Raw genomic sequence first — 20,194 nt, forward strand, 5'->3', positions numbered from 1 at the left:
AGCGCGCCCGCCCCGGCACCCGCGCCCGCGGCGGCCCCGGCTCCGGCAGCAGCGGCTGCCGCCGCGCCGGCCGTCGCTGGCGTAAGCGGCAAGGCCGCCCACGCCAGCCCGTCGGTGCGCAAGTTCGCACGCGAGCTGGGCGTCGACGTGTCGCGCGTGGCCGGCACGGGCCCCAAGGGCCGCATCACGCAGCAGGACGTGCAGAACTACGTCAAGGGCGTGATGACCGGCCAGGCCGCCGCGCCGGCCCAGGCTGCCGCGGCTGGCGGCGGCGGTGGCGAGCTCGGCCTGCTGCCGTGGCCGAAGGTCGATTTCACCCGCTTCGGCGAGGTGGAAAGCAAGGCCCTGTCTCGCATCAAGAAGATTTCCGGCGCCAACCTGCACCGCAACTGGGTCATGATCCCGCACGTCACCAACCATGACGAAGCGGACATCACCGAGCTGGAAGCCTTCCGCGTGCAGCTGAACAAGGAAAACGAGAAGTCCGGCATCAAGGTCACCATGCTGGCCTTCATGATCAAGGCCACGGTCGCGGCGCTGAAGAAGTTCCCGAACTTCAATGCCTCGCTCGACGGCGACAACCTGGTGCTGAAGAAGTACTTCAACATCGGTTTCGCCGCCGACACCCCGAATGGCCTGGTCGTGCCGGTGATCAAGGACGCCGACAAGAAGGGCGTGCTGGAGATCAGCCAGGAAATGAGCGAGCTGGCCAAGCTGGCGCGCGACGGCAAGCTCAAGCCGGACCAGATGCAGGGCGGCTGCTTCTCGATCTCGTCGCTGGGCGGCCTCGGCGGCACGTACTTCACGCCGATCATCAACGCGCCGGAAGTGGCCATCATGGGCGTGTGCAAGTCGTTCCAGAAGCCGGTGTGGGACGGCAAGCAGTTCGCGCCGCGCCTGACGCTGCCGCTGTCGCTGTCGTGGGACCACCGCGTCATCGACGGCGCCGAGGCTGCGCGCTTCAACACGTACTTCGCGCAACTGCTGGCCGACTTCCGCCGCATCCTGCTGTAAAAAGCAGCCGCGACGCACACCGGCTTTGCCGGTGTGCGAAAGGCCAGCCACCTGAGTTGATTCAGAGGAGCGAGCCATGACTACCTGTGTTGTCGTCAAGAAGGGCGCCGAGGTGGCGATCGCGGCGGACGCGCTGGTCACCTTCGGCGATACGCGGCTGTCGCGCGCGTATGAGCGCAACCAGAAGGTCTTTCCGGTCGGCGACGGCTTTATCGCGCTGGCCGGGACGACCGCGCACTTCCCGGTCATGCGCACGCTGCTGGCAGGCCTGGGCGAGGAGTGCCGGCTGGACTCGCGCGACGACGTGTTCCGCACCTTCCTGAAGGTGCACGAGAAGCTGAAGACGGAGTACTTCGTCAACACCAAGGAAGACGAGGACGATCCCTACGAGTCGTCGCAGATCGTATGCCTGATCGCCAATCCGGCCGGCATCTTCGGCGTCTATTCGTATCGCGAGGTGTTTTCGTTCGACCGTTTCTGGGGCATCGGCTCGGGCCGCAACTACGCGCTGGGCGCGATGCACGCGGTGTATGACCGGCCCGACCTGGATGCGGGCGAGATCGCGCGCATCGGCGTCGATGCGGGCGTGGAGTTCGACAAGAGCTCATCGGGGCCGATCGAGGTCCATACGGTGCGGCTGCACGATGCAGACAATGGCGCAGCGCCGGCGGCGGATGCGGCAACCAACAACGACGGCGCGCCCTGAAGCCGAGAGGCGGGCGCGTATTGAGGAGCAAATATGAGTGTGATCGAAGTCAAGGTGCCGGATATCGGCGATTTCGACGCGGTGGAAGTGATCGAGGTACTGGTCAAGGCCGGCGATACGGTCGAGACGGAACAGTCCCTGATCGTGCTGGAGTCCGACAAGGCGAGCATGGATGTGCCGTCGTCGGTCGCCGGCAAGGTGGTGGAAGTCAAGGTCAAGGTGGGCGACAAGGTCGGCCAGGGCGCGGTGATCTGCACCGTGGAGGCCGAGGCCGCCGCCGCTGCACCGGCGCCCGCGCAAGCTCCGGCTCCGGCCGCTGCGCCTGCGCAGGCTGCCGCGGCACCGGCCGCCGCTGCGCCGGCCGCCGCAACGCATAGCGGCGGTGCCGATATCCAGTGCGAAATGCTGGTGCTGGGCGCCGGCCCCGGCGGCTACTCGGCCGCCTTCCGCGCCGCCGACCTGGGCATGAATACCGTGCTGGTCGAACGCTACAGCACGCTTGGCGGCGTCTGCCTGAACGTGGGCTGCATCCCCTCCAAGGCGCTGCTACACAACGCCGCCGTGATCGACGAAGCCAAGGCGCTGGCCGCCCATGGCATCCTGTTCGGCGAAGCCAAGATCGACCTCGACGGCCTGCGCCACTACAAGAACCAGGTGGTCGGCAAGCTGACCGGCGGCCTGGCCGGCATGGCCAAGGCGCGCAAGGTGCAGGTGGTGCGCGGCATCGGCAACTTCCTCGATCCGCACCACATGGAAGTCGAGCTGACCGAGGGCGAGGGCAAGCGCAGCACCGGCAAGAAGACCGTGATCCGCTTCGAGAAGGCCATCATCGCCGCCGGCAGCCAGGCGGTGAAGCTGCCCTTCATCCCGGAAGACCCGCGCATCGTCGACTCGACCGGCGCGCTCGAACTGCCGGAAGTGCCCAACAAGATGCTGGTCATCGGCGGCGGCATCATCGGCCTGGAAATGGCCACGGTCTACAGCACGCTGGGCGCGGAAATCGATGTCGTCGAGATGCTGCCGGGCCTGATGGGCGGCGCTGACCGCGACCTGGTCAAGGTCTGGGAAAAGAAGAACAAGGACCGTTTCGGCAAGGTCATGCTGAATACCAAGACGGTCGGGGTGGAAGCCAAACCGGACGGCATCTACGTCAAGTTCGAGGGCGAGCAGGCCCCGGCCGAGGCGCAACGCTACGACCTGGTGCTGGTGTCGGTGGGCCGCGCGCCCAACGGCAAGCGCATCGCCGCCGAAAAGGCGGGCGTGGCCGTGACCGACCGCGGCTTTATCAACGTCGACAAGCAGATGCGCACCAACGTGCCGCATATCTTCGCGATCGGCGACGTCGTCGGCCAGCCGATGCTGGCGCACAAGGCGGTGCATGAAGCCCACGTGGCCGCGGAAGCCGCGCATGGCGAGAAGGCGTTCTTCGATGCCAAGCAGATCCCGTCGGTGGCCTTTACCGATCCGGAAGTGGCCTGGGCCGGCCTGACCGAAGACGAGTGCAAGGCGCAGGGCATCAAGTACAGCAAGGGTGTGTTCCCGTGGGCCGCTTCGGGCCGCGCCATCGCCAATGGCCGCGACGAGGGCTTTACCAAGCTGATCTTCGACGAGGAAACGCATCGCGTGATCGGCGGCGGTATCGTGGGTACGCACGCCGGCGACCTGATCAGCGAAGTGTGCCTGGCGATCGAGATGGGCGCCGATGCGGTGGATATCGGCAAGACCATCCACCCGCACCCGACGCTGGGCGAATCGATCGGCATGGCGGCTGAGATCTACGAAGGTACCTGTACCGACGTGCCGCCGCCGCGCAAGCGCTGAGGATTCCGCAGCAAGCGCAGAACCCGCCTCCGGGCGGGTTCTTTTTTTGCGCGATAATGCAATTAACCGCCAGAAGCCCGAGCCCACCACACTAGGGGCCAACAGGGCGGGGCGCTGCACAAGCGGGAAAGAGAAAAACCAAAAAAAAGCCCGGCCTTTGCAGGCCAGGCTTTAACGATACCTTTGGACAAGGAGACCGCGGTACCGAGGAGACATCGGCAGACTAGGCAGTGCCGCTATCCTCGGTCGGGACACCACCTTCATCGTTGGCAAAACACACCGGCAGGTTTCCGCTTCGATGCGCTTTGCCAACGGACCGGCCGGAGCCGGTCCATCGTCAAGGCAAACAGCTATCAGGCAACCGTAGCCTTCTTCGCCGTGGCCGTACGGGCCGTGGCGCTGGCTTGCTGGGCAGCCTTGGTGGCGGCGGAAGCAGCGGCCTGGAAGTTGGTTTCAGCGATTTCCACGGCTTGCTTGGTCGCCTTCTGCACCGACTCGTAGGCGTTGTTGGCAGCCGAGATCGCCGACTTCACGATGGCCACGGTCGATTCCGAACCGGCCGGGGCGTTCTTGGCGAAGTTCTCGACCAGCGCCTGCACGTTCTTCGAGCCTTCGGCCAGTTGGGCCTCGGCCACCTTGGTGAACTCGCTCTGGGTTTCCGAAGCGATTTCGTACAGGTGACGGGTGTAAGCCAGGGTCTTCTCGGCGACCGGTTGCACGGCTGCGGCCTGCAGGGCCAGCAGTTCCTGTGCGTCCTTGGCCGACAGCGCCTTCTTGGCGTTTTCCACGTTTTCGGCGAACGTGGTCTTCACGACCTGCAGGTTCAGTTCGACAAGCTTTTCGACGCCTTCAAATGCCTTGGTAGTCAGGCCGAACAGCGTTTCCAGGTTTGCTTTTTGCGCTGCTGCGACTTGTTCCGGGGTCAGGATCATTGCTGGTCTCCAGTGGTGAACTTCAAGGTCAAGCAAAATACAAAAATAAGCCGCCTAGATGTCAGGGCCGTGACGGTGTTTCCCGTTTCGGCCAGCCCAGGCGCGTGTGGGTGGTTGTGTGCCGCGCCCGATGCTTTGATGCGCCGCAACAATTCCAATTCTAGGGAAGCCAGGTTTAATGTCAAGCGCATTTTGTGCGTCGCACAAAAAGATTGTGGCGGTGCGCTGATTTTGTGCCGCAGCAGGCATTTCGGCAGGGCGGCGAGGGATGGTGAGCGATGCTAACATCGCGGCTTGCCTCGCTGTACGGCTGGCCGCCGCCTGCGAAAACCGACAAGACGTGAACAGAACCGCACAGGCCGACCCATGCTCGCCTTCTACGCCGACCATTTCGTGTTGCCGCTGCCGCCGGGACATCGTTTCCCGATGCGCAAGTACAGCATGCTGCGCGACTCGGTCGCAACCCAGATTCCTGGCCTGCGCCTGGCCGAGGCGCCGCGCGCCGGCGACGATGCCCTGCTGCTGGCGCATACGCCGGAATACGTACAGGCCGCTTCCGCCGGCACGCTGGATGCCGCCCGCCAGCGCGAAATCGGCTTCCCGTGGTCCGAAGCCATGGTCGAGCGCTCGCGGCGCTCTGCCGGTGCCACCATCGAGGCGTGCCGGGCGGCCTTGCGCGAAGGCGTTGCCGTGAACCTCGCGGGCGGTACGCATCACGCGTATGCCGACAAGGGAGGCGGCTTCTGCGTGTTCAACGACGCTGCCATTGCGGCGCGCGTGCTACAGCGCGACGGCGACGTGCGCCGCGTGGCGGTGGTCGATCTCGACGTGCACCAGGGCAACGGCACGGCGTCGATCCTGCAAGGCGACCCCACCGTGTTCACGCTGTCGCTGCACGGCGAGAAAAACTACCCGTTCCGCAAGGAAGCCAGCGACCTCGACGTCGGCCTGCCGGACGGCTGCGACGACGATGGCTTTGCCAGTGCGCTGCAGGCGGCACTGGATACGCTATTCAGCCGCTTCGCGCCCGACCTGCTGATCTACCTGGCCGGCGCCGATCCGCACGAGGGCGATCGGCTCGGGCGGCTCAAACTGAGCTTCGCCGGCCTGGCGCGGCGTGACCAACTGGTATTCGACGCCGCCATGGCGCGCGGACTGCCGGTGGCGGTGGCGATGGCCGGTGGCTACGGCAACCAGATCGAAGACACGGTCGCGGTCCACGTGCAGACCGTGCGCCTGGCCGCGCAATACCATGCCCGCCACGGCACGCTGGTGGGGGTGTCATGAGCGCTGCGGCAGAACCCGGCCGCGCGGTGGGCGCGGGCACCCGCCAGACGGCATGGGTGGCGGCGATGCCGTGGCTGTTCGTGCTGATCTGGAGCACCGGCTTCATCGTTGCCAAGTACGGCATGCCGTATGCGGAACCGATGACATTCCTGTTCCTGCGCTTTGCCGGCGTGCTGGTGCTGATGGTGCCGTTCGTGCTGCTGGCCGGCGTGCCGTTGCCGCGCGCGGCCGGCTCGACACATACCGACTGGCGCGTGGTCGGCCATCTTGCCGTGGCGGGCTTGCTGCTGCAGGGCGGCTACCTTGGTGGCGTGTGGGCGGCGATCAAGCTCGGCATGCCGGCCGGCGTGTCGGCGCTGATCGCGGGCATGCAGCCGATCCTGACCGCGCTGATCGCCGCGCGGCTGGGCGAGCGCATCAGCGGGCGCCAGTGGCTGGGCCTGCTCCTGGGCATCGCCGGCGTGGCACTGGTGGTGGGCAACAAGCTCGGCACCAGCTCGCTGACGCCGGCAAGCCTGGCGCTGGCGGTCGGCGCGCTGCTCAGCATTACCGTCGGCACGGTCTACCAGAAGCACTTCTGCCCGGTGTTCGACCTGCGCATGGGATCCGTGATCCAGTTCGGCGCCGCCGCGCTCGCCTGCCTGCCGTTCATGTTCCTGTTCGAGACCCGCGGCGTGCAATGGACCGCCGCCATGATCGGCGCGCTGGCGTGGTCGGTGGTGGCGTTGTCCATCGGCGCCATCTCGCTGCTGTTCGTGCTGATCCGCCAGGGCGCGGCAACCAGGGTGTCGAGCCTGATGTACCTGACGCCGCCAACCACTGCCGTGATGGCCTGGCTGCTCTTCGGCGAACGCTTCCCGCCGCTGGCCGCCGCGGGCATGGTGCTTGCTGCGTCAGGGGTGGCACTGGTCATCCGCAGGTAGCGCTGGTGCGTTCGTTTCGCAGGCGCGAACGCGTCAACGGTTGCGCTGGCGCACTCCGTTTCCCTTTTCCGTTCTTGCCCAGTTCCTTGCTCGCCCCATGAAGCCACAAGCCGACCCGCGCAGTGCCTATCCGTACTTCCAGCCGATCACGACACGTTGGATGGATAACGATGTCTATGGCCACGTTAACAACGTTGTCTACTACAGTTATTTTGACACCGTGGTGAATACCTACCTGATCCGGCAGGGTGCGCTCGATCTCGAGTCGGGCAAGACAATCGGGCTGGTGATCGAGACGCAGTGCAACTACTTCTCGTCGCTCAGCTTCCCGGAGACCGTGGTCGCAGGCTTGCGCGTCGCCAGGCTCGGCACGTCGAGCGTGCGCTATGAGGTCGGCCTGTTCAGCGGCGACAACGAGGTTGCCGCCGCGCAGGGGCATTTCATCCACGTCTATGTCGATCGCGCCACGCGCCGGCCGGTACCGCTGCCGGCGCCGCTGCGCGAGGCGCTGCTGCCGCTGGCGGTCGCAGGCGCGCAAGGGTGACAGCGGGGCAATGGAGACGAACAAGATGTCCCTCGAGATGAAACCGGGTTCGCAGGACGCCGTGGCGTGCGTGGATCGTGCGATCCTGACACGGCGTTCGGTGCGGGCCTTTCTCGATACGCCCGTGCCGCGGGAGACCGTGGAAGACATTCTGGCCGTCGCCAGCCGCGCTCCCTCCGGCACCAATACGCAGCCATGGCGGGTCTATGTCCTGTCGGGAGAAGCCAAGGCAAAGTTGTGCGCCGATGTGCTTGCCGCTTACGAAGACCCCGAGCGCGACAGCAAGTACCTGGAGGAATACCCGTACTACCCCCGCGAATGGGCCAACCCCTACCTGGCGCGACGGCGCAAGGTGGGCTGGGACCTGTACGGCCTGCTTGAGATCAGCCGCGAGGACAAGGCGCGCATGCATGAGCAGCACGCGCGCAACTTCCGTTTCTTCGATGCGCCGGTGGGAATGATCTTTACCATCGACCGCATCATGGAGCAGGGCAGCTGGCTCGACTACGGCATGTTCCTGCAAAGCATCATGGTTGCCGCGCGGGCGCGCGCGCTGGATACCTGCCCGCAGGCGGCGTTCACGCAGTTCCACAAGATCATTGCCAGCCACTTGCTGCTGCCGCCGGAGGAAATGGTGGTGTGCGGCATGTCGCTGGGATTTGCCGATCCGGACGCGCCGGAAAATCGCATGACCACCGAACGGGAACCGGTGAGCGGGTTTGCGCGTTTCCTCTCATAGAGAGGTTTGTATCAATGTGTAACGATTGCTGCCGATATAGAGAGCGAATTGCCGTATTGGCCGTGATTGTTACTGGGGTGAGCAAGGCGGAGCGATTGTAGTTCGTTTGCGGACGTGACCTGTGGTCATCTTTTTCCACCATGTGGAAATGTTTGCAAATCGAACTTTAAGGAGCGTCTGTAAGTCTTTAATCTTGCTAACAATTTCTTAATTTCCTACACTAGCGCCATTCCTCATGCGCTGAACGAATCATGTTTCGGTCTGATTCCATTTTTTCCAGATTCTTCGGCTCCACGCCCTTGTCCGCCGTTGCCGCCGCGGTGCTGGTGTCGGTGTCGATGGTTGCAGCTCCCGTCGCCGAAGCTGCCAGTACGTCCGCAAGCACGCAAAAAGCGTCTAAAAAGCAGGCAACTAACGCTAAAGTCACCAAAAAATCCGCTTCCAAGGCTGTGAGCGCGAAGTCGCGCACCAGCAAGGTTGCCAAGAGCGAAGCCGGTTCCGGCCGCAAGGTGATCGTGCTGAAAAACGGCAAGCGCCAGGTCGTGGCCGCGCATCGCGCGGCGCCGGTGCGCGCCGTGTTCACGCCCGCCAAGCCATCGCTGGGCGAGGCGATGGGGCTGCGCGACACCGATGACGCGCTCGCGCTGCGCTCCAGCGTGGCGCTGGTGATGGACCAGGGCTCCAACGAGGTGCTGTTCCAGAAGAACGCCTCGGCGGTACTGCCGATCGCCTCGATCACCAAGCTGATGACCGCGCTGGTGGTCATGGACGCGCGCCTGCCGATGGATGAAGTGCTGACCATCACCGAGGAAGACCGCGACACCGAAAAGCACAGCAGCTCGCGCCTGCGCTTTGGTACGCAGCTGACCCGCCAGGAACTGCTGCTGCTGGCGCTGATGTCGTCCGAGAACCGTGCCGCTTCGGCGCTGGGCCGCCACTATCCGGGCGGGCTGCCGTCTTTCGTGCAGGCCATGAACCGCAAGGCGCGCGAGCTGGGCATGAACGACAGCCACTTTGTCGACTCGAGCGGCTTGTCGAGCAGTAATGTGTCGAGCGCGATGGACCTGGTGCGCATGGTCAACGCCGCGTACCGCAACCCGACCATCCGCGAGTTCTCGACCCAGACCGAGCATGAGGTCAACGTGCTGGGCCGCACGCAGCACTATGTCAGCACCAACCGCCTGGTGCGCGGCGGCAACTGGGATATCGGCCTGCAGAAGACCGGCTTTATCTCCGAGGCAGGCCAGTGCCTGGTGATGCAGGCACGCGTGCAGGGCCGCAATGTGGTGATGGTGTTCCTGGATTCGGCGGGCAAGCTGTCGCGCTTTGCCGATGCCAACCGTGTCAAGGACTGGCTGGAGCATGCGCCGTCGCAGCACCCGCAGGGCTTTCCCTCTTCCCCTAACTTGACGCAGCGTCCGGGCGGCGCGCACGCGATCCTGGCTTCGCAGCAGGGGCGTGGTATCTGATCGCTGACCTGCAATGAAAAACGCGCCGGATCCCGGCGCGTTTTTTTGTACCAGCGCGACAGCGCTCAGAGCAGCTTGCCCGGGTTCATGATCCCGGCCGGATCAAATACCGCCTTGATCTCTCGCATCAGCCGCAATTCCAGCGGATCCTTGACCGCCAGGAAGGCATGGCGCTTGAGCTGGCCGATGCCGTGCTCGGCGCTGATGCTGCCGCCGTAGCGCATTACTTCATCCAGCACCGCGTCAGTCACAGTCTCGCCCTGGGCCGCTGCCCAGTCCTTGGGGGCGCCTGCCGGGCGCGACAGGTTGTAGTGCAGATTGCCATCGCCGAAGTGGCCAAAGACAAAGGGCCGGATCGCCGGGTCGAGCGCGCGCAGCCGGCTTGCCATTGACGCCATGAACGCCGGGATCTGTTCGATCGGCAGCGACACGTCGTGCTTCAGGTGCGGACCATCGGCGCGCTGTGCCTCGGAGATTTCCTCGCGCAGTTTCCATAGCGCCTGCAGCTGTGCCAGCGATGCCGAGACCGCCGCGTCGAGACAGAGTTCGCGCTCCAGCGCTTCGCCGATCACGCGCTCCAGCAGCGCGTTGAGCGCATTCTCATCCGTGGTGTCTGCCAGTTCGACCAGCACATAGGCGGGATAGCGCTGCGCGAACGGTTCCTGCACGCCTTCCGCGTGCATCAGCACCAGGTCGAGGCACTCGCCGGTAAAGAACTCGAATGCCTGCAGGCGCGCACCGCACTGCTCGAACAGCAGTTCATACAGTTCCAGCGATTGCGCTGGCGAGGCTACTGCCGCCAGCACCACGCTGCGCGTATCGGTGCGTGGGAACAGCCGCAGGGCCGCCGCCGTGATCACGCCCAGCGTGCCTTCCGAGCCGATCAGCAGCTGCTTCAGGTCGTAGCCGGTGTTGTCCTTGCGCAGCGTGCGCAAGCCGTTGAACACCTCGCCGTTGGGCAGCACGGCTTCGACGCCCAGCACCAGCTCGCGCGCCATGCCATAGCGCACCACGTTGACGCCGCCGGCATTGGTGGCCAGGTTGCCGCCGATCTGGCACGAATCCTCGGCCGCCAGCGAAAGCGGCAACAGCCGGTTGGCCTCCTGCGCGGCGCGGCGCAGGTTGCCGAGGATGCAGCCGGCCTCGGCCACCATGGTGTTGGCGATGGTGTCGAGCGAGCGCACCGCATTCATGCGGTCCAGGCTCAGCACCACGTTGCCCGCCTGACCGTCAGGCGTAGCACCGCCGCACAGGCCGGTATTGCCGCCGCGCGGCACCACCGGCACCGCCGCCTGCTGGCACAGCGCCAGCGCGCGCGAGACCTGTTCCACGCTGCGCGGACGCACCACTGCCTGCGCCTGCCCACGATAGATGCCGCGCCAGTCAGACAGCCACGGAGCGATGTCGTCGGGGTTGGTCAGAACAGTGTCGGGGCCGAGCGCTTCGGCGAGGCGTTGGGCGAAATGAGCGGTTTGCATGATGTTCGGTGTTTCCGTGGTGTCAGGGCTGCGCGGGGGAAGGGCTGGCGGTGCGCGCGCGCAGCGTCAGGCCAAGACGCCGCGCCGCGTTCCGCAGGTGGGTGACCGCGGCGGTCCGGGCTGCGTCGGGGTCGCCGCGGCGGATCGCGTCGACGATGGCTTCATGTTCGGCCTGCACGCCTTCGGCCAGCCCAGGCTGGCGCAGCGTATTGGCGCGCGCGGTGGCGACTGCCTGGTGCAGTTGCAGGTTCAGGTACTGCAGCAACTGGCGGTAATACGGGTTATGCGTCGCCGCGGCGATGCCGATATGGAAGGCCGCGTCGATATCGGTTGCCGGCTGCCCGTCGTGGAGGTGGGCATGCAGCCGCTCGAGCAGCGCAGCCAGCGCGGCGACGTCGTCATCGGTGCGGCGCACGGCCGCGAGCGCGGCCGCGGCGCCTTCCAGGTCGATGCGCAGGTCGTACAGGTCAGCCAGGCCGGCGGCGTCGATATCGGGCTCGCGCGGCAGCTGGAACCCCGCCGCGCCGGTCCGCGAGCGCACCGTGCAGCCCACGCCCTGGCGCGTCTCGACAAAGCCCTGCGAGCGCAGGTGCTCGGTGACTTCGCGGATCACCGCGGCGCTGACGCCATATTGCTCCGAGAGCTGTTTGCCGGTCGGCAGCCGGGTGCCGACCGGGTACGCGCCGCTTTCGATATCGGCGCGCAACTGGCGGGTGACCTGTTCGGTGAGGGTGACGGCACGGGTTCGCATGGCCGTCGATTATAAGGTTTTCTGGTTATCAGAAAACTAAGGGTAAACCTATATGAATCAATGTGCCCGATGCCGGAAGTAAAAACGCGCGGGCCGCCATTGCTGGCGGCCCGCGCGTCGTCGCGCTCTCGAATGAATGCCGGCGCTCAGGCCGCGGCTTCGGACACGTAGCCCATGCCGCGCGAGATCTGCAGCGCGGTTTCCTTCAGGTTCTGCAGCCAGCTGTCCTGGAGCCGGTCAGCCGGGGCCGACAGCGACAGGCCCGCCACCAGCCGGCGCGAGTCGTCGTAGATGCCGGCGGCAATGCAGCGCACGCCCAGTTCCAGTTCTTCATTGTCGCGGGCGTAGCCATTGGTGCGGACCCAGTTCAACTCCCGCTCCAGCTTGGTCAGGTCCGTGATCGAGGTCCGGGTATGCCCGGCCAGGCCGGTGCGGGTGGCGTAGTTGCGCACGCGTGCCGACTCGTCGGCGGCCAGGAACAGCTTGCCGACCGAGGTCAGGTGCAGCGGCGCGCGGCCGCCGATGGCGCGCACCACCTGCATGCCGGAGCGCTCGCTGTAGGCGCGCTCGATATACACGATCTCGTCGCCCTGGCGTACCGACAGGTTGACCGTTTGCCCGGTCACGCGGTGCAGCGCGCGCATCGGCGCCAGCGCAGCGTCGCGCACCGACAGTCGAGCCTTGACCAGGTTGCCCAGTTCCAGCAGGCGCATGCCAAGACGGTAGCTGCCCGGATCGGAACGATCGACGAAACGGCAGGCCACCATGTCGTTAAGGATGCGGTGCGCGGTGGAAGGATGCAGGCCCGTGGCCAGCGACAGCTCTTTCAGGCTGACCGGGTCGGCGTGCTGTGCGAGGGCGTCCAGCAGGGTCATCATGCGCTCGATGACCTGGATGGACGTCTTGCCGGGTGACTTGTCTGCTTCGGACATAGTGGAAAGAGAGAATGTTGCTTTGCGGCATTTTTAAGTATCTGCCTGATTCTATCTCGCATCGTGAAAATTTCAATAGGTGAAATGACATTACGGTAAGAATCGCCCCGTGATGTCGCCTGGGAAAGTGATGTGTTTCGCACCGCATTCATGCCGGCGATGAACCGCTTGTGCGCCACGCGCGGCCCAAGGCGCGCATAATTGCGGGGTTTTGGGGTCTGGAGAAGCCAACAATGCGAGTCGGTCTGTTCGCCACCTGCCTGGTGGACCTGATGCGTCCGGAGATCGGATTTTCGGTGCTGAAGCTGCTGGAAGCCGCGGGCTACGAGGTCATGGTGCCCGAGGCGCAGACCTGCTGCGGCCAGCCGGCATACAACTCGGGCGAGCGCCCCGTGTCGCGGGATCTCGCCGAGAAATTCCTGCGCGAGTTCGAGATGTTCGACTACATCGTGGTCCCGTCGGGAAGCTGCGGCGGCATGATCCGCCACCACTACGGTGACCTGCTGCGCGACGATCCGGAGCTGAACGGCCGCTATGAACGCCTGCGCGAACGGGTGTACGAGCTGACCGAGTTCCTGGTCAACGTTGCGCGCGTCGAGACGCTGCCGTCCGGTTTTGCCGGCCATATCACTTACCACGATTCCTGTTCCGGCCTGCGCGAGCTGGGCGTCAAGCAACAGCCGCGCGAACTGCTGTCGCGCCTGCCCGGCGTCCAGCTCACCGAGATGAAGGACTGCGAAGCCTGCTGCGGCTTCGGCGGCACGTTCTCGGTCAAGTACGGCAATATCTCGACGGCCATCGTCGACGAGAAATGCGCCAACATCAAGGCCAGCGGCGCCGATGCGGTGGTGCTGGGCGACCTGGGCTGCATCCTCAATATCGAAGGCCGGCTGCGCCGCACCGGCGACAGCCAGACCCGCGTGCTGCATATCGCCCAGGTGCTGGCCGGCGACGCCTGACAACGAGAGACGCCACGATGCAAGTCCACAGTATGGAATTCAAGGCGCGCGCCGGCCAGAAGCTGGCCGACCAGCGCCTGCAGCAGAACCTGAAGAAGCTCTCGACCAAGTTCGTCACGGCACGCGCCGATGCCATCCGCGACATCGACTTCGACGCCACGCGCGAGGCGCTGAAGGAGCGCCGCAACCGCGCGCTCGAAAACCTCGATGTCTGGCTGGCGACGTTCGAGCAGAACGCCACCAGGCGCGGCGCCACGGTGCTGTTCGCCGAGACCACCGCCGACGCCGCGCGCCTGGTCGCCGAGATCGCGCAGAAGCACGGCGTGAAGAAGGTCATCAAGAGCAAGTCGATGGTGACCGAGGAAATGCGCCTGAACCAGGTGCTGGGCGAGATGGGTGTGCAGAGCATCGAGACCGACCTCGGCGAGTACATCCTGCAGATCAACGACTCGGAGCCGCCATCGCACATCATTGCGCCGGTGGTGCACAAGGACAAGGACGAGATCGCCGACCTGTTCGCCAAGGTTCACCACAAGCCGCGGCTGACCGATATCCCGGAGATGACCCGCGAGGCGCGCGAGGTGCTGCGCCCGGAATTCCTGTCGGCCGACATGGGCGTGACCGGCGGCAACTTCATCATCGCCGAGACCGGCTCGGTCGCGGTGGTTACCAATGAAGGCAACGAAGGCATGTGCACGGTGATGCCGCGCGTGCACGTGGCCGTGACCGGCATCGAGAAGGTGTTGCCGACGCTGGAAGACCTGGCCACGGTCATGCGCCTGCTGCCGCGTTCGGCCACTGGCCAGGCGATCTCCAACTACTTCTCGCTGCTGACCGGCCCGCGTGCCGAAGGCGAGCGCGATGGCCCCGAGCATATGTACTTCGTGCTGGTCGACGGCGGCCGCTCGGGGCTGATCGGTGGCGATTTCCAGGAGATGCTGCGCTGCATCCGCTGCGGCGCCTGCATGAACCATTGCCCGGTCTACCAGAAGATCGGCGGACATGCCTATGGCTGGGTCTATCCGGGGCCGATGGGCAGCGTGCTGACGCCCAGTTACGTAGGCCTGGCGAATGCGGTGGACCTGCCGCAGGCGGCGACCATGTGCGGCGAGTGCAATCGGGTCTGTCCGGCTTCGATCCCGCTGTCGGACCTGTTGCGCAAGCTGCGCGAGAAGCAAATGGAACGCGGCCTGCGACCGTGGCAGGAGCGCTTTGCGCTGAAGGCCTGGGGCTACGTGGCCAAGCGGCCCGACCTGTATGCCTTTGCCACGCGCATCGGTGCCTGGTGGCTGGGCCGCATGGGCGGCGGCAACAAGCTGATCACCAGCCTGCCGATGGCCGGCAAGGGCTGGACCGAAACCCGCGACATGCCGGCCCCGTCGGGCCGTACGTTCCGCGAACTCTACAAGGAAAGGAGGGCGCGTTCATGAGCGCAGCCAACACGGAAACGCTGGCGCGCATGCGCGCCGCACTGGACCGGCACGTCGCCGGGGCCATGCCCGCGCAGGAACTCGTGCGTGCATGGCGCGATGCCGGCAGCGGGTTGGCGCTGCCCCCCGTCTATGGGCAGGCGATGGAAGAGCTGCTGCGCAGGCTGGAGATGTCGGCGGTGTTTGCGCAGGACAGCTGCTCGTTCTCGAGCAGCGCGGTGACGGACCAGCTGGCGCGGTGGCTGGACAAGGCGGCCACGGCCTGAGGCCGATACGCCTCGCCGCAGCCGCCCCCGCGGCTCAACGCTTCATCATCCCCGTCAGCGTCTCCACGAACTCCAGCGACAGCCGCGACAGCGGCTCCGTCTGCACATGGAAGATCTGCACCGAGGCATTGACCCTGGTGCGGATCGGCACGGCGACGATATTGGGCCAGTTCGCGCCGAATACCGTCATGGCATCGACCAGCGCGATGCCGGCACCGGCCTGCGCCAGCGCGCGCGCCACATGGGCCTGCTCCACCTGCACCCGCATGTCGGGCTGGTCGCCATCGTTGCCGAACATCTCGTGCACCAGCAGCGCGAACGGCACATCGGGTCCATAGCCAATCAGGTCTTCGCCGATCAGGTCGGCGGGACGCACCCATTTGCGCGTGGCCAGCCGATGTTCCACCGGCACCAGCGCGACGATCTCGTTCTTCACCAGCAGCCGCGCCTCCAGGTTAGGGTGCGTCAGCGGCATGTTCGACACCGCCAGGTCCACCTGTCCCGATAGCAGCGCACGCAACATGTTGCCGGGGATCTGCGTGCGCACCACCACGCGCACCGCCGGGTGCGCGGCGCGGAAGCTGGCGATCGCGCGCGGCAGCACGGTCTGCCCCAGGTTGGGGCTGCATGTGATGCGCAGGCTGCCGGTCCGGTTGGCGGCGAGATCCTCGGCGATCTCGTTGACGCGCTCGATCCCTTCATAGACCGCATTGACTTCGCCCAGCAGCCGCCGCGCTTCCGGCGTGGGGTAGAGCCGCCCCTTGGTGCGGCGGAACAGTTCGAGGCCGAGCCGTTGTTCCGTGTGCGACATCAGCCGGCTGATGGCCGGTTGCGACACATAGAGCAGCTTCGATGCGCCGCTGATCGATCCGGTCAGCATTACCGCGCGGAAGACTTCGATCTGGCGCAGGTTCATTTTCATGGCATTAACCTGATGTTAAGGCAGGCGGATATATAAGCATATGACAGTCAAGGGCGCCAACCCTACACTGGACTCCATCGACACACCACACACTGATCTGGAGAGCGGGGACCGTATGGCTGACATTCATCTCACCTATCTCAACGGCCGGGACATTGCGCGGCTGGAAATGACCGATGCCGAAATCATCGATGCGGTGGAACAGGCACTGGTTGCGCAGGGCAATGGCCAGACCGTGATCGAGCCGCGCGTGCACCTGATGCCGGACCCGGCCTTCAACGGCCACTTCAACGTGCTGCGCGGCTACGTGGCGCCGCTGGGGCTGGCCGGCGTCAAGGTCGTCGGCGATTTCGTCGACAACTACAAGCTCGGCCTGCCTTCGGAGATGGCCATGCTGAACCTGTTCGATCCGCGCACCGGCATGCCGGTGGCGGTGATCGACGCCACCTTCATCACCGATGCCCGCACCGGCGCGCTGACCGCGCTCGGCGCCAAGCACCTGGCACGCCGCGACAGCAAGGTGCTGGGCCATATCGGCGCGCGCGGCACCTCGTACTGGAATGTGCGCCTGCTCGACAGCCTCTATGACTTCGACGAGATTCGCGTGCATTCGCGCCGTCCGGAAAGCCGCAATGCCTTTGCCGCGCGGCTGGAGCGCGATCTCGGCAAGAAGATCGTGGTGACGGACGACTGGGAATCGTGCGTGCGCGGCGCCGACATCGTGGTCGAGGCGTCGCGCCTGGAGCGCCCGACGCCGATGCTCAAGACCGAATGGATCAAGCCCGGTGCGTTCGTCGTGCCCTACGGCACCATGAGCGCGGTCGAGCTGTCGCTGACCGACATCATGACGCGGATGGTGGTGGACGACTGGGGCCAGTGCAAGGGCGGCATGTTCGGCTCGCTGCGCGCGCATGTCGAAGCGGGCAAGCTGTCGGAACAGACGCTCTACGCCGAACTGGGCGAGATCGCCGCCGGCCGCAAGCCCGGCCGCCAGAGCGACGACGAAACCAACCTGTTCTGGCACCGCGGCCTGTCGCTCAGCGATATCGCGCTGGGACATGCCATCCTGAAGAAGGCCGAGCAGCGCGGGCTGGGCCAGAAGCTGGTGTACGCATGATTGCCAATGCCCGCATGTACGCGGTAACGCCGCAGGCCGAAGCGGCATGGCGCGCGCTGCTGGCGCGCGTGTCCGAGCGCGCGGGCGTTGCGTTGCCGTATGTCGGGCATCCCGCGCCGGCGCCGGTCAGCGCGCTGTGGGCGCGGCCGGACTACGGCTGCGTGTTCATGTGTGGCTATCCGTACGCGAGCGCGCCGGTTACGCCGCAGTTGCTGGCCGCGCCGGTTCCGTCGCATGCGCGCTATGGCGAAAGGCCGGCCTATTTCACGGAGTTCATCGTGCGCGCCGATGCGCCGGTGCAGTCCCTGGCGCAAACCTTCGGCGGGCGGCTGGCATGCATGTTGCCTGAGTCGAACTCGGGCTATAACGCGCCGCGCCATTACCTGATGCGGCTGGCACCGGCGGGTACGCAGTCGCTGTACCGGCCCGCTGCGATGGCCACGCCAACTCCGCGCGAGGTCATCGATGCCGTGCTTGCTGGCGATGCCGACGTGGGGGTGATCGACAGCTATGTGATGGACCTGCTGCGCCGCTATGACCCGGGGCTTGCCGCGCAGCTGAAGACGCTGGCGCTGACGCCGCCCGCACCGATTCCGGTGCTGGTCGCGTCGGCGGGAACCGATCCGCAGCAGTGTGCTCGCGTGCGTGCGGCATTGCTGGGAATGCATGAGGATGCCGCCGGCACCGCGCTGCTGGCGTCGCTGGAACTGGCGCGCTTCGTTGAGGTGCAGCCGGGCGACTATGCCTGCCTGCCCGCGATGGCGAATGAAGCGGATCGCGCGAGCTTTGCGCTGACCGGTCCCGCCGCTGCAGAGCGGGGCACGGGATAGGCAACGTGTCTGACCGCACACGGCCATCGGCGATAACAAGACTGCCGGCGCGGTGGAGGAGCCATAGCCTGATTACTGCCAAATTGGGGAAAACGTCATGAAATCCGCTGTGAATGCCGCTGTGAAATCCGATGTTAAGTCTTTCGTGAGTTCTGACATCCGGCGCCTTGCCATGCATTGCCTGTTTGCCTGTGCGGCAGCCTGCGCGGCATGGCTCGGTGCGGCGCCGGCCCATGCCCAGCCGCCGGCATATCCCGCCAGGCCGGTCCGCCTGATCGTGCCGTTTGCCGCCGGCGGCCCCGCCGACGTGCTGGCGCGCGCCGTCGGGGAGGGCATCGCCAAGGCCACCGGCCAGAGCGTGCTGGTCGAGAACAAGGCCGGCGCCGCCGGCACCATCGGTGTCGACATGGTGGCCAAGGCAGCGCCAGACGGCTACACCATCGCACTGGTGCCGGTCGGGAATATCGCGGTGAATCCCACGCTGATGCCAAACCTTCCCTACAAGCAGTCCGACCTGGCGCCGGTGGCGATGCTCGCCACCGCCGAAAACGTGCTGGTGGTCAACGCGGCCACGCCGGCCAGATCGCTGGCGGACCTGCTCAAGCTGGCCGCACAGAAACCGGGCGAACTGAGTTTCGCCTCGCCCGGCGCCGGCAGCCAGGCGCACCTCGCCGGGGAACTGCTGCAGCTCGATGCCAACGTCAAGCTGAACCACGTGCCGTACAAGGGCGTGAGCCCGGCCATGACCGATGTGGTCGGCGGGCAGGTGACGATGATGTTCGCGCAGCTGTCGGCGGCGTTGCCCTATATCAAGGCAGGCAAGCTGCGCGCCCTGGGCGTGGCCAGCACCAAACGCTCGACGGTGCTGCCCGATGTGCCGACGATCGCGGAGCAGGGCTTCCCGAAATTCGAGGCGGTGTCGTGGTATGCGCTGATGGCGCCGGCGGGTACGCCGCCCGAGATCGTACGCAAGCTCAGCCAGCATGCCGACGCGGTGCTGGCCGATGCGGCGCTGAAGGAAAAGCTGGCAACGCTGGGGATGGAGGCGGCGGGTGGCACGCCGCAGCAGCTGGCGGCAACAATCCAGAAGGAGAGTGTCCGGTGGGCGGGGTTGATCAGACAGCGGCGCATCACGATCGATTAGTCGTTTGCATGCTGCCGGTTTGCTCCCCTCTCCCGCTCGCGGGAGAGGGGGGCAAACATTCGGGACACTCAAGCGTCATCGAACGCAAAAAAATGGGGAGCCAAAGCTCCCCATTCTTCTTGGATGTCAGCGCTGTCAGCCCAGCAACAGCGCGTCATCATCCAGCTGTTCATGCCGCGTCTGCTCGAACATCTTCAGCAGGTCCGGCACATCCAGCCCCTTGCGCTTGTCGCCAGAGACATCCAGCACCACCTGTCCCTGGTGCAGCATCACCGTGCGCTGCCCGTAGTCCAGCGCCTGGCGCATGCTGTGCGTCACCATCATCGTCGTCAGCTTGCTCTCCTCGACGATGCGCGCGGTCAGTTCCAGCACGAACGCGGCGGTCTTCGGGTCCAGCGCGGCGGTATGCTCGTCCAGCAGCAGGATGCGCGACGGCTGCAGCGATGCCATCAGCAGGCTCACCGCCTGGCGCTGGCCGCCGGACAGCAGGCCGATGCGGTCGGTCAGGCGGTTTTCCAGCCCCAGGTTCAGCAGCCGCAGCTTCTCGCGGAACAGCTCGCGCGAGGCGCGGTTCAGCGCCGGGCGGAAACCCCGCTTCGCGCCGCGCGCCATCGCCAGGGCCATGTTCTCCTCGATGGTCAGCGCCTCGCAGGTTCCGGCCATCGGGTCCTGGAACACGCGCGCCACCAGGTGCGCCCGGTCCCATGCCGGCTGGCGCGTGACGTCGGTGTCATCGATGGTGATGCGGCCCGAGTCGACCATCTGGTCGCCGCTGATCGCGTTCAGGAAGGTCGACTTGCCGGCGCCATTGGAGCCGATCACGGCGACGAACTGGCCGCTCGGGATTTCCAGCGTGAGCCCGCGCAGCGCGCGGGTCTCGATCGGGGTACCCGGGTTGAAGGTGAGCTTCAGGTCTTGTGCGCGCAGCAT

General features: G+C 65.8%; 21 protein-coding genes. 14 read left to right on the forward strand and 7 right to left on the reverse strand.

The window, feature by feature from the left end; all coding sequences use genetic code 11:
* The 3 genes from E1J61_RS25805 to lpdA form a co-directional block, all read left to right on the forward strand.
* A partial coding sequence (locus E1J61_RS25805; protein ID WP_133096796.1) for a dihydrolipoyllysine-residue acetyltransferase occupies positions 1-1,014 on the forward strand: 1,014 nt, incomplete at its 5' end.
* Between the two features lie 76 nt (positions 1,015-1,090).
* Positions 1,091-1,720 carry an MFS transporter gene (locus E1J61_RS25810; RefSeq protein WP_133096797.1) on the forward strand — a complete coding sequence of 210 codons (630 nt, stop codon included), beginning with the start codon at positions 1,091-1,093 and terminating at the stop codon, positions 1,718-1,720.
* Positions 1,721-1,753: 33 nt separating this feature from the next.
* On the forward strand, positions 1,754-3,541 hold the full coding sequence (gene lpdA, locus E1J61_RS25815) for a dihydrolipoyl dehydrogenase (protein ID WP_133096798.1): 1,788 nt from the start codon (positions 1,754-1,756) through the stop codon (positions 3,539-3,541).
* Between the two features lie 353 nt (positions 3,542-3,894).
* Here the strand turns inward: lpdA and phaP1 are convergent, their stop codons facing one another.
* Positions 3,895-4,473 carry a TIGR01841 family phasin PhaP1 gene (gene phaP1 / locus E1J61_RS25820; RefSeq protein WP_133096799.1) on the reverse strand — a complete coding sequence of 193 codons (579 nt, stop codon included), beginning with the start codon at positions 4,471-4,473 and terminating at the stop codon, positions 3,895-3,897.
* A 366-nt stretch (positions 4,474-4,839) separates the two neighbouring features.
* Here phaP1 and E1J61_RS25825 point away from each other — a divergent pair, with 366 nt between their 5' ends.
* From E1J61_RS25825 to E1J61_RS25840, 4 genes are all read left to right on the forward strand, one after another.
* Entirely contained in the window at positions 4,840-5,760 is a 921-nt protein-coding gene (locus tag E1J61_RS25825) for a histone deacetylase (RefSeq protein ID WP_133096800.1), read from the forward strand.
* Positions 5,757-6,683 (forward strand): DMT family transporter, encoded by a 927-nt coding sequence (locus tag E1J61_RS25830; protein ID WP_133096801.1) that lies wholly within the window; start codon positions 5,757-5,759, stop codon positions 6,681-6,683. Before E1J61_RS25825 ends, E1J61_RS25830 begins: the two co-directional genes overlap by 4 nt.
* 97 nt (positions 6,684-6,780) lie before the next feature.
* Positions 6,781-7,227 carry a thioesterase family protein gene (locus E1J61_RS25835; RefSeq protein ID WP_133096802.1) on the forward strand — a complete coding sequence of 149 codons (447 nt, stop codon included), beginning with the start codon at positions 6,781-6,783 and terminating at the stop codon, positions 7,225-7,227.
* A gap of 25 nt (positions 7,228-7,252) precedes the next feature.
* A complete protein-coding gene (locus tag E1J61_RS25840; protein ID WP_133096803.1) occupies positions 7,253-7,966 on the forward strand; it encodes a nitroreductase in 714 nt (237 codons plus the stop codon).
* A 220-nt stretch (positions 7,967-8,186) separates the two neighbouring features.
* Here the strand turns inward: E1J61_RS25840 and E1J61_RS38915 are convergent, their stop codons facing one another.
* Complete coding sequence (locus tag E1J61_RS38915; RefSeq protein WP_371704746.1) at positions 8,187-8,450, reverse strand: hypothetical protein; 264 nt, start codon at positions 8,448-8,450, stop codon at positions 8,187-8,189.
* On the opposite strand from E1J61_RS38915, the gene pbpG reads away from it, so the two are divergent.
* Entirely contained in the window at positions 8,416-9,435 is a 1,020-nt protein-coding gene (gene pbpG, locus E1J61_RS25845) for a D-alanyl-D-alanine endopeptidase (protein ID WP_371704747.1), read from the forward strand. The two genes, E1J61_RS38915 and pbpG, sit on opposite strands and share 35 nt — an antisense overlap.
* Positions 9,436-9,500: 65 nt before the next feature.
* Here pbpG and E1J61_RS25850 read toward each other — a convergent pair whose 3' ends face one another.
* From E1J61_RS25850 to E1J61_RS25860, 3 genes are all read right to left on the reverse strand, one after another.
* Entirely contained in the window at positions 9,501-10,913 is a 1,413-nt protein-coding gene (locus tag E1J61_RS25850; RefSeq protein ID WP_133096805.1) for an FAD-binding oxidoreductase, read from the reverse strand.
* Between the two features lie 22 nt (positions 10,914-10,935).
* Positions 10,936-11,664: a FadR/GntR family transcriptional regulator gene (locus E1J61_RS25855; protein ID WP_133096806.1), complete on the reverse strand. Its 729-nt coding sequence runs from the start codon at positions 11,662-11,664 to the stop codon at positions 10,936-10,938.
* 146 nt (positions 11,665-11,810) lie between these two features.
* On the reverse strand, positions 11,811-12,596 hold the full coding sequence (locus E1J61_RS25860) for an IclR family transcriptional regulator (RefSeq protein WP_029047693.1): 786 nt from the start codon (positions 12,594-12,596) through the stop codon (positions 11,811-11,813).
* Positions 12,597-12,829: 233 nt separating this feature from the next.
* Between E1J61_RS25860 and E1J61_RS25865 the strand changes: the two genes are divergently transcribed.
* The 3 genes from E1J61_RS25865 to E1J61_RS25875 are packed head-to-tail and all read left to right on the forward strand — an operon-like array spanning position 12,830 to position 15,251.
* Positions 12,830-13,555 carry a (Fe-S)-binding protein gene (locus E1J61_RS25865; protein WP_133096807.1) on the forward strand — a complete coding sequence of 242 codons (726 nt, stop codon included), beginning with the start codon at positions 12,830-12,832 and terminating at the stop codon, positions 13,553-13,555.
* Between the two features lie 17 nt (positions 13,556-13,572).
* The gene (locus tag E1J61_RS25870; protein WP_133096808.1) at positions 13,573-14,985 is read left to right on the forward strand and encodes a LutB/LldF family L-lactate oxidation iron-sulfur protein; all 1,413 of its coding nucleotides are present in this window, start codon (positions 13,573-13,575) and stop codon (positions 14,983-14,985) included.
* Entirely contained in the window at positions 14,982-15,251 is a 270-nt protein-coding gene (locus E1J61_RS25875) for a hypothetical protein (protein WP_133096809.1), read from the forward strand. The genes E1J61_RS25870 and E1J61_RS25875 overlap by 4 nt, the downstream gene beginning before the upstream one ends.
* A 34-nt stretch (positions 15,252-15,285) precedes the next feature.
* On the opposite strand, the gene E1J61_RS25880 is transcribed toward E1J61_RS25875, so the two are convergent.
* A complete protein-coding gene (locus tag E1J61_RS25880; protein WP_133096810.1) occupies positions 15,286-16,173 on the reverse strand; it encodes a LysR substrate-binding domain-containing protein in 888 nt (295 codons plus the stop codon).
* Between the two features lie 115 nt (positions 16,174-16,288).
* Here E1J61_RS25880 and E1J61_RS25885 point away from each other — a divergent pair, with 115 nt between their 5' ends.
* From E1J61_RS25885 to E1J61_RS25895, 3 genes are all read left to right on the forward strand, one after another.
* A complete protein-coding gene (locus E1J61_RS25885) occupies positions 16,289-17,290 on the forward strand; it encodes an ornithine cyclodeaminase family protein (RefSeq protein ID WP_133096811.1) in 1,002 nt (333 codons plus the stop codon).
* Positions 17,287-18,120 carry a phosphate/phosphite/phosphonate ABC transporter substrate-binding protein gene (locus E1J61_RS25890; RefSeq protein WP_133096812.1) on the forward strand — a complete coding sequence of 278 codons (834 nt, stop codon included), beginning with the start codon at positions 17,287-17,289 and terminating at the stop codon, positions 18,118-18,120. The genes E1J61_RS25885 and E1J61_RS25890 overlap by 4 nt, the downstream gene beginning before the upstream one ends.
* Before the next feature lie 172 nt (positions 18,121-18,292).
* The gene (locus E1J61_RS25895; RefSeq protein ID WP_371704748.1) at positions 18,293-19,264 is read left to right on the forward strand and encodes a tripartite tricarboxylate transporter substrate binding protein; all 972 of its coding nucleotides are present in this window, start codon (positions 18,293-18,295) and stop codon (positions 19,262-19,264) included.
* 135 nt (positions 19,265-19,399) lie between these two features.
* Here E1J61_RS25895 and E1J61_RS25900 read toward each other — a convergent pair whose 3' ends face one another.
* Positions 19,400-20,194, reverse strand: coding sequence for an ABC transporter ATP-binding protein (locus E1J61_RS25900; RefSeq protein WP_063238620.1), 795 nt, complete (start codon positions 20,192-20,194; stop codon positions 19,400-19,402).

Source organism: Cupriavidus sp. L7L (genome assembly GCF_004353535.1).
Taxonomy (GTDB): domain Bacteria; phylum Pseudomonadota; class Gammaproteobacteria; order Burkholderiales; family Burkholderiaceae; genus Cupriavidus; species Cupriavidus oxalaticus_A.